The following is a 7,413-nucleotide window of genomic DNA, read 5'->3' as shown; positions in this document are numbered from 1 at the left end:
TAAACACTGAGCTTCTCCTCGCGATGATCTCCGCACTGAAGGACGGGGTTTATCCGCTGATCTTTTTTTTGATAAATTACAGCAATATTTTTATTTCAAGTTTTTTAGACTATTCATTTAAAAAATAAAAACGAAAAATGCCGGATTATTTCCGGCATCTATCTGTATATCCAAGAAAAATTAGAGCAATCCTTCTACTTTAAGAAGAATAAACTCGTTATCGTCGGCCTTATTCGGATCACGGCTTGAAGATCCAGGGAAATTATTATCATTTCCGACAACGATATGATTGGCATCAACCACATCCACATCTTCTATTGTAAAGAACGGGAATTTAAAAACTCCGTCGTTTAAGCCGACCCGCGAAACATTCTTTGGATCCTGAATGTTAAGCAAATCAATATATGCTTGTTTATAAGCCTCTTTTCCGACATTTTCATTATTCATTTCAATGCGGTAAATACGCTTGAACTTAGCTATATCGCTAAAACATTTAGCAGTAGGCTCACCTGTCTTACATGCTTTATCAGCTGTACCTTCACCGTTATCACGCTCAATAATAAGTCCGTGTTCATCATCAATCATATTAAAATCGCCGATGGCATGATGATTTTCATCAAGCACGAACTTCCAATGTCTGCCGGTCCACTCACCTTTTTGGGTATCGAATTCAAGAATGCGCAAGTAACGTTTACCGTCAATATTTTCATATTGAGAACCATCCCACAAAGCGCCTTCAAGCAAAGGATATAATTTGGTACCGTCAGGAGATGAAGCCATACCTTCAAATCCCTTGGAACGCGTTACTTCAAAGGGTGCTTTTCCGTCCGGAGCTCCTTGTAACTGAATATAAGGATTATCAGGAGATCTGACTATCTTGCCGTCTACTTTGGTATCAAAGACCTCCAGGATTTTTCCGTTCATATCGGCTTTAATTAGAAAAGGTCCGAATTCATCCCCGACCCATAAGAAGCCACCGGCAAACTGGAAGCTTTCCGGATCAAAGTCATGTCCTGACAAATAACGTTTTTCAGTGCTTTCGTTAGTAATATGAAAAGGAACTTTTCTATCCGGATCGTGCAGAAAAATGCTCTTTAACGGCTTGACACTGCCGTCCTTGAAATCAATCTGATACTGATTTAAATACAGCATTGAATCATAAGAGTTAATCTTATTGCCAAAACCGTTATCTGAAATCACCCAAAAGGTTCCGTCATCCATATGCTTAATTCCGGAATGACCCTGACGCGGCTGATTCTCAATAGGAAGAGAAATCCCGGTTAAGCGATCAGCGGATTTACCGGGAACTGCAGCTAATTTCTCAATTCTTTTACCGGTAGTATATTTACCGCTTATTTTCATATCAGAAGGAGCGTCTGAAGGGACGGCAACCGTAGAGTTTACCGGTAAAATCGCATGTCCTTCTAAAAATGCGCTTACTTCCTCGGAAGCTGCAAACGAAGGTACGCTTAGAGCTAAACCTAAAGACAGAACCAAAAACTTTGGGGACATATTCATACAAGGTCTCCTTGAGTATTTAACAAATTTTCTGTCTTTTAGTGTAAAAAAAGAAAGTTAACTGCTAATTAACTATATGTTTAATTTAAACAAAATAATTCAGATTAAGCTTATTAAAAAAGAATCTTTCAGTAAATAAGCACATACGGCAATATCCATGCCTGATATTTGCCGGTTTGCAGAATGCAAAAAACTTTTACCCCCAATCTGCAGTCAGACGTGATATAAACAGTGCAATTTATCGCCAAGATAAAATTGCTGTTATAAATTTTTAACTGCATTTGTGATAATAATCACAAGAAAGACTTTATTTTTACATTAAATGTAACAATATATTAAATTATTTGTATATTAATTTTAACCTACATGTCAAAATAAAGAGAAAAGCTATGTCAATCGATAGTATTTCCAATCGCATAAATATTAACACTGCTATTTTAAGGCAAGAGGATACAGCCTCTCACCAGGCTAGCTATGAAAAAGCCTCTACAGCAAAAAAAATCATTCTCGGCATTCTGACTTTAGGCTGTGCTGCTATTTATTTTGCAGTAAAAGAAAACAAACAAGAAGCCATAGCACAAGGAACAATCCAAAGCGTTAAAAATTTAAGACATGTTCTTGAAAATTTTACTCCCAATCAGGACGAAACAATTTCTCTTGTCATGAACGGTCTGCTTGTCAGCATTCATCAACGCGCCGACGATAACCGGCTTATCGCCAGAATTGACAATCAAGATATTGAACTTGAGCACACCGCAGAGCAGCTTAAAGAAAAACTTGAAGACGATATGGCTCAACACGTTAATTTTTATGGAAAAGACAACGTACTGTCCATGCTTAACGATTTAACGGATAACGATTCCACTCGCCCGCGCGTACGTCAGTTATATTCTCAGGCATTGATATCTGCTATCGGCATTCAAGAGCACGATCTTAGTTCTATAACTACACCGCTTTTAAAGTTATTTACCGAAATGGCCTTAAAAGAGCAGTTTTCCACCAAAGCAGAATTTGAAAAACTTTTTTATCCTTTATGCAATAACAATCTTATCAATACTGCCGACTGTCTTGATCTTATAAGCAAGTTTGAAACAGAACAAAAAGCGGATCCTAAAACAGTCACAGCAAAAGTAAGTTCTTTACCTACCCCCTCAAATCAAACGGATGCGCAAGAATTACAACAAAAACAGGCGGTACGCAATTTAGCTGCAGATTTAATCTATAACGAACGTACTTGGGATATTGATGCCAATGCTGATAATAAAGGGAAAAGATTACAGCTTGCTTTATATCAGAATGCAGACACTATAAGTAAAATTTTAAAAAACCGATCCGAGCTTGATGCGCTTATTCCAGAAATAAAAGAGCAAATCAACAATATCCTTGATACGATTGAAAATATTGAGCCATTCGGTAAAGATTCTGCAGAGATATCCGATGCTTTAAAATCGGATGAACGAGAAATTTACGAAGAAATTAAACATGATTATGACGTACAAAACAAGAAGGTAAAAGATTTAATTAATAATCTTAATGAAAACCAAATTAGTTTTTTAGTTAAAACCGCCATAACTCTGACTCCGCTATCCGAGTTTGCCGCAACGGAAGAAGCTATAGATAAAGAGATACAACACTTATCAGAAAATCTCCAGCGCACTATTTCAGAACAATTTGACGAAATCTGCGGCAATAGCGCTGCCTCAGATGCAGCGGATTACGATACCAAGACTCTTGACGAACTGCTGCAGACAAGCGGGACCGATCTTAACAGCGACGGTTACGGTAAATTCATGCGCGAGGTTATGAATTCATATTTTTCAGCTATACCTCCTATTGACCAAAGAGCTATGATTGCAGCAGGCGTACGCTACAGTACGGAAAACGCCGATCAGGGAGCCAAACTCGGTGCTTTGCTTAAAGGCGCAGGGCCAATCATGCAAAAGATGCTGCAGGGATTTAATACTGAAAGCATGAATGCCATCTTCCGTAATGCCCTGCAAGATATGAAAAGCAATCTCGCTCCGATAAATCCTACAATTATTCAGGCATATCTGCTTGACATGGTAGAAAAATCTCAAGGACGCATCGATAAAATCGAAATAACAAAATCATTAGGCGCAGCTTCGGTAGGTCAAGCATTATTATGCAAAATGTATACCAAAGATCACCCGGACGGAACTGACTGCGTTATTAAAATTTTGCGCCCGGATGCCAAATTAAGAGCGGAAAGAGAAAAGGCTATTTTCCAAGAAGCAGCAAAAAATATCCCCGGCATGACCACAACCTTTGCCGGACAATTAGAACGTATTATGTCAGAGCTTGATTTGACTATAGAGGCTGCAAACATCAAGGACGGAGCTATTTACGATCAAGGTTTTGCCACAGTAAAAAGCATGAAATTAAATCCTTTGGTAGAGCCGACAGCCAATACCATGGTACTGGAAAAAGCGCCGGGAATTACACTGGACCGATATTTAAGCGGTCTTGACGCAAAAATTCAAGAAGCTGTTGCTCCTAATATGCAGCAGACAGATACAGTGGAGATCCCCGACGAAAAGTTCTACCGTGAAACTACCAGCAAGGTTTTGGAAGATTTAAATAAAATTTATATAGATGTTGAGAAAAAACAGCAGTTTTTGATCAACTTAAGCAGCAAATGGGTATCCGAAGGTATCTACGGTGAAGGCTTTTATCACGGTGACTTGCATGCCGGAAATATGATGGTAGATGACAATATGCTGACCGTTATCGATTTCGGCAATGCAACTAAACTTACCTCTTCACAGCAAATACAGATAACTTTAATTGCGGCTGCAGCACTTAAACAGGATACGTCAAACTTCTTAAAAGGCTACCAGGAATTGTTAAGCCCTGAGGGGAAAATTGCTTTTGCAGCTAAAAAAAACCAAGTCAGTGAAATCATCGACAAAATTCTGCAAAAAGGCGAAGAAAGCGATACGGGAAAACGTATCGCCGTTGCTTTAACCGCCATACAAAAACTCGGTATTGAAGTACCGGCTCCGATATTTAATTTTTCGCAATGCCAATTAAGACTGCAGGCTGCGGTTGATTCCTTGAACGAAGCACTAAAACAAATAAAAGACAAAATGCTGGAAATTCTTCCTATCGGAGCCAAAGCAATGCCTCCTTATTTAACGTTATTATCAACGCTGCGCAGTTCTTCTGATTTATTTAAAGACGGCGTTAATACCGTTACTTCAAAACTTGTTATGTTAAAGTCAGCGCTACTTACCTATCGTGAAACGGCATCTACTGACAACGACAGCTGCTTTCTTATAAGTAAATTTTTAGAAAACATCAAGCAAGATCCTGAAGATGCTGTTACACCACAAGCTATTTGCGAAAGTTCAGTTCCTGATCTCAAAGAAATAAGAGAACAAATGATTGAATTAAAAAATAGTCCTTCTGCGGATGATGTCAGCCAAAAAGAACATCTGTTTAGCGAATACAGAAACAAACTTCTGCAATTTTATGAAAGTGAATGCGACAGATATATAAACCTTATCGGATCTTTAAAGCATAAGGAGCCGCTTGATTTTTGCGACTGCATGGGCGAAGTTATTTCACAAAACATGCGCAGCTCTTTAAGCCGCTTGGGCTTCTTTACTGCTTTACGCTACACATATTCTTAAAAAAGGGGCAAATGCCCCTTTTTTACGTTCTACTGTTGCTGTGTTACTTTGATTCCGCTTTGAACCAGCAGAGCATCCACTTTAGGCTTACGGCCTCTGAAAGCTATAAATGACTTCATCGGATCTTCTGCTCCTCCTGATGCCAATATATAATCACGAAAATCCGCGCCGGCCTCTTTATTAAAGATACCTTCCTCAATGAAGCGTCCGAAAGCATCCGCAGCCAGCACTTCCGCCCATTTATAGCTGTAATATCCTGCCGCGTATCCGCCTGCAAAAATATGCGAAAATCCGTTAGGGAAGCGACCGTTCTCATATTGAGGAACAACACTTACTTTTGATTTGACTTCATTTAAAATTTCGTAAATGCGTCCGCCTTTGTGCGGATCGTATTCTGCGTGAATTCTCAAATCAAAAATCGCAAATTCAAGCTGCCTAAGCATTGCCATAGCCGACTCAAAATTTTTAGCTGCAATCAAAGCATCAAGCTTCTCTTTAGGCAAATGCTCTCCCGTTCTGACATGACAGGACAGAAAATTAAGAACTTCTTCCTGCCAGGCAAAATTCTCATTAAACTGACTCGGTAACTCAACGGCATCCCAAGGTACTCCGTTAATTCCGGAAACGTCTGCGATATCAATACGCGTTAACAACTGATTTAACCCGTGCCCGAATTCGTGGAACAAAGTCACTACTTCATCATGCGTAAGTTCAGACTGTTTGCCGTTAACCGGAGGAGTAAAGTTACAAACAAGATATGTAACAGGAAGCTGCAAGCTGCCGTCAGCACGATAACGCCTGCTCATGCACTCATCCATCCAGGCGCCGCCGCGTTTTCCCTGACGGGCATACAAATCCATGAATAAAGTACCGATTTTGCTGCCGAACTCATCGTATACGTCATAACAGACGACATTTTCATTCCAGACATCAACACCAAAACGCGCTCTGAATGTAATGGAGTAAATGCGTTTTGCGCACTCAAAAAGACCGGCGATAACCTTATCAACAGGGAAATACGGACGCAGCTCTTCGGCATTATAGGAATATTTTTCCTGACGCAGCTTTTCGGAATAATAAGCGACATCCCACGGTTTTAACTCATCACAGCCTAAACCTTTTGCGTATTCTTCTAAAGCTTTTACCTCTTCAAGCCCCTGATTATGAGATTTATTTGCCAAATCATATAAAAAGCTTAAAACTTCATCATTGTTTTGCGCCATCTTAGTAGCAAGAGATAATGATGCGTAATCTTTAAAATCAAGAAGCCGGGCAAGCTCATGGCGTAAAGACAAAATCTCCTCCATGACAGGCAAATTATCCCATTTGCCGGCATCAGGTCCTACGTCAGAAGCACGGGTGTTATATGCAATATACATTTCTTTACGCAATTCACGATTATCTGCATAAGTTAAAACCGGCAGATAAGACGGAATATCCAAAGTAAAGACATATCCGTCAAGGCTGCGCTTTTTGGCTTCGCTTTTAGCAAGATTCAAAGCCCCGCGCGGTAAACCTACCAGCTCTTTTTCATCGATGACGTTTTTAACATAATTATTAGTTGCATCTAAAAGATTATTGGCAAAATCCGACTGCAGCTGCGACAGACGTGCCGAAATTTCTCCGAAACGGCGCTGCTTGTCCTCAGGCAAATCAATACCCGACAATCTGAAATCACGTAAAGAATTTTCTACTGATTTACGCTGAGCTTTAGTTAATAAATTAAACTCATCGCTTTTGGCAAGCTTCGTCAACGCGTCAAACAACGGACGATATTGTCCCGCCCATGTTGAATACTGCGCTATAAGCGGCAGACATTCATCATGCGCCGTTCTTAATTCTTGAGTGTTATTAACGGAATTTAAATGGGAAACAACCGACCAGATTTTTGAAAAGCGATCATCCGCCTCTTCTATCGGAGACATCAAATTATCCCATGTGGGATTATCTTTATTTTTTTCTACGACATTGATAATAACGTTCTTACAATTTTCTATGGCACTCTCTACAGCCGGTTTTATGTGTTCAGGCTTTACTGCTGAAAAAAGCGGAAGCCCTACGATATGCATTAAAGGATTAAAATCTTTTTCCATTTATTTAATACCTTCTTTAAATCCTGATTAATGGTTAAGACTAACGTATCTAAGTTTAAGGATCAACGGCCAATAAGCTAAGATTGCGTACTTCCTTTAGCAAAAAGGCCACTTGCGTTTATCAAAAAAGATCAGCGGCTAAAACCCCG

3 protein-coding genes are annotated in these 7,413 nt (G+C 39.6%); 1 reads left to right on the top strand and 2 read right to left on the bottom strand.

All coding sequences use genetic code 11. The features are described from left to right. Positions 1 to 180: 180 nt before the first annotated feature. Positions 181 to 1,518, bottom strand: a complete 1,338-nt coding sequence (locus HMPREF9444_RS09810) for an esterase-like activity of phytase family protein (protein ID WP_009144284.1) — start codon at positions 1,516 to 1,518, stop codon at positions 181 to 183. Positions 1,519 to 1,907: 389 nt separating this feature from the next. Here HMPREF9444_RS09810 and HMPREF9444_RS09805 point away from each other — a divergent pair, with 389 nt between their 5' ends. Continuing rightward, the gene (locus HMPREF9444_RS09805) at positions 1,908 to 5,171 is read left to right on the top strand and encodes an AarF/UbiB family protein (RefSeq protein WP_009144282.1); all 3,264 of its coding nucleotides are present in this window, start codon (positions 1,908 to 1,910) and stop codon (positions 5,169 to 5,171) included. A 29-nt stretch (positions 5,172 to 5,200) separates the two neighbouring features. Here the strand turns inward: HMPREF9444_RS09805 and prlC are convergent, their stop codons facing one another. Then, positions 5,201 to 7,264, bottom strand: coding sequence for an oligopeptidase A (gene prlC, locus HMPREF9444_RS09800; protein ID WP_009144281.1), 2,064 nt, complete (start codon positions 7,262 to 7,264; stop codon positions 5,201 to 5,203). Between the last annotated feature and the right edge of the window lie 149 nt (positions 7,265 to 7,413).

Origin of the sequence: Succinatimonas hippei YIT 12066, from assembly GCF_000188195.1 — a bacterium.
GTDB lineage: Bacteria > Pseudomonadota > Gammaproteobacteria > Enterobacterales > Succinivibrionaceae > Succinatimonas > Succinatimonas hippei.
This window is presented reverse-complemented; position numbering and strand designations above follow the sequence as displayed.

Bases quoted from the DNA above. Each gene is read 5' to 3' on its own strand.
- HMPREF9444_RS09810 (WP_009144284.1), bottom strand. From the start codon at position 1,518: ATGAATATGTCCCCAAAGTTTTTGGTTCTGTCTTTAGGTTTAGCTCTA.
- HMPREF9444_RS09805 (WP_009144282.1), top strand. From the start codon at position 1,908: ATGTCAATCGATAGTATTTCCAATCGCATAAATATTAACACTGCTATT.
- prlC (WP_009144281.1), bottom strand. From the start codon at position 7,264: ATGGAAAAAGATTTTAATCCTTTAATGCATATCGTAGGGCTTCCGCTT.